1 protein-coding gene is annotated in these 2,605 nt (G+C 47.2%); it reads right to left on the bottom strand.

Features of this window, described 5'->3' with window-relative positions:
• Positions 1-2,605, bottom strand: a 2,605-nt coding sequence (locus FV233_RS29020) for a glycosyltransferase (RefSeq protein WP_147899599.1), incomplete at both ends; no start/stop codon positions are given.

The following is a 2,605-nucleotide window of genomic DNA, read 5'->3' as shown; positions in this document are numbered from 1 at the left end:
CTGTTTCTCGTTGGTTAGAGCAATCGTCAACAATGACGATCTCGTAACGCCGGTATGCGGTTTTTCTTACTATAGAGTCTATACACTTTCGAAGCAATTCTACTCGATCTTTCGTAGGGATGATAATAGAAACTAGCGGGTTAGACGCAGGCACGGCATAACGCACCCTATTATACGGCAGTTGACCTCCTGCCGGAATAACTGCTGCTTTTATTCCACTTCGTACGAGATGAGCCGAAACTGCCGTCCGGCCAGCCGATACTGCACTAGCTTTATAACTGATCGATTTAGCGGTAGAAGATCCAGCCGCACGCCAATGGTAAAGAATTTTTGGAATGTGAACTATTTTATCAAATGAAATACCTTCAATGACCCTGAGACTAAGGTCATAATCTTGACTTCCGTCGTAATCACTTCTCCATCCACCGACTCGGCGTATATTGCAGGACTTATGAACTGACAGATGGTTAAGATAGTTCTGAGATCTCAGCAGATCTATGGAGAATGCGGGCTTAAAAAATGGTTGAAATCGATCATTGGAATCCTCACTGATTTTATCCTCATCGCTGTAAATGAGCTCAACATCAGGAAATTGGTTGATTGTAGCCACTACCTCTGCAAGCGCGTGTTCGCGCAAAATATCGTCATGGTCCACCAAAGCAGTCCAGTCACCACGAGCTAAACTGAACGCAGAATTTGTGGCAGCCGATATCCCTAGATTACTTTCATGCACGATTATGCGGATTCGCTTGTCGCTTCCGGCGAATTTTTCCAGGAGATGACGAACCTGTGGCGACGAAGAAGCGTCATCTGCGATGCACAACTCCCAATTTTCATAAACTTGCTCAATGACCGAATTGATCGCTTCTTGAAGAAATGTTAGATTCGTCTCGTAGGTCGTCATCACCACGCTAATAAGAGGTCGGATAGGAAGCAGGGAAATCATTTTTGAATAAGTATCGCGATCCCGCGAAGAAATGTAGTCGTGCGTGTCAATCCAATCAGCGTAAGATCTTTTTTCTCGATCGCTCCCAGGCTGCTCCCAGCTGGGAGACGGCCAAAGAGAGCCACCTTGCGTAAGGCGTTCAAAGATTGCGGGAGAAAGAACGTTGTTAGCCTGCATACCCGGTTGAGATCGCGCTCCGAAACTAAACGAGTTTCTAATTGACGTAACCGTTCTGCCGACACGGAAGGCTAGATTTCTTGCAGTTCCAGCCGAGCGCATATGCAGAGCTCGGACGCGAACCTCGCCTGGCCCATCGACCGGATCGAAGCGGATGTACTGCACATCGCGATCAAGATATACCGTCCCCCTAAAGTAATCTGACTCGATATGTTTCAGCTCTACTGCAAAGGATTCGCTGTATTCCTCGCCAACGCTGAAATAAATCTTCGGTCTCGTAATACCGCTTGGTTTTATAATAGCCTCGATAAAGAAAATTCCGCGAGGCATGGCGGGCACGCATTTATATCGAATTTGTGGATCGTTCCCAATGGAAACCAAATTTCCATTTCTGATCTCGAAGCCTGCGCTTTTCTGATAGTGAATTCCATTGTCGACAGAAATTGATGCGATGCATTCGTCAACAGTAATGGATGGCATAGATTGAATAGGTCGATCTTCAGAAATTCCAAAATGCAGATAATGTAGCAGCGTATTTTGCCGTCGCCAATCAATATCGCCGTTAGCCAACCTGTATGCGTTGCTATCGAATAGGGGGCTTGGATGCCGGCCCTCGAATCCACCAAATTGCAAATAGTGGATGGCCAAATCGCTCGTATCTGCGAGGTCGGGATACATTTTTTGGTACCAATGCGGATTAAATAATCCGCTATTTTCAATTAGATTCAGGTCGCGAAGCGCCGTCGACCTCGAGCGCAGCCTTGGCCGCAATTGACCGGTCGCAGTCCATATAATGTACTGGGCGATCATGGCCGAGCTAAAGGAAGAACGTCGCAACATGAGGTTTTTGACATCGACAAAACCGCGTAAATGTTCGGTCTGGCTGACATCAGATTCATTCGTATCTGTATCCTGATCGACCTGGTCGATAGAAGATCGATGCAACTGCTCGTTTAGTGCTTGATTCCTCAATAGAATACCGCTCAGCACTTCCTCCAGACTTTTAACATCAGCTGAGTTTTGGTCTATAGCTTCTATATGGCGTTGGTTGACGGCGATAAGTTCCGCAATCCTAATTCTGTCTTCCACGTGTAAAGCGCGCGCTTCATCTAGTGCGGAGCTCTGCTCTGCTTGCGCCAAGTTTCGAAGATGGGCTTCAGTCTCCAGCTGGCCAATTCGCTCGCCGTAATGATGGGCTTCCATCTGCCGTTGATTGATAGCAATAAGCTCCGCAATTCTGTTATTATCCACCACATGTACAGCGCGCGCCTCATCCAGTGCAGAGCTCTGCTCCACTTGCGCCAGATTTCTAAGGTGTGCTTCCGTCTCTAATTGGCCGATTCGCTCGCCAGAGCGATGGGCTGAGTCGTGAAGGTTTGACTGGATGAGATTGATTTGCTCACCCAATGCCCTCGCTCGATTGAACTGTTCTGTTTCGCTTTCAGTTTTGATTCTTAGAAGCTCTTGAGAACGAGATAATTC

It is taken from the genome of Methylobacterium sp. WL7, from assembly GCF_008040085.1.
GTDB classification, from domain to species: Bacteria; Pseudomonadota; Alphaproteobacteria; order Rhizobiales; family Beijerinckiaceae; genus Methylobacterium; species Methylobacterium mesophilicum.
Note: the sequence above shows the minus strand (reverse complement) of the source record. Positions and strands in the feature narration are given on the sequence as shown.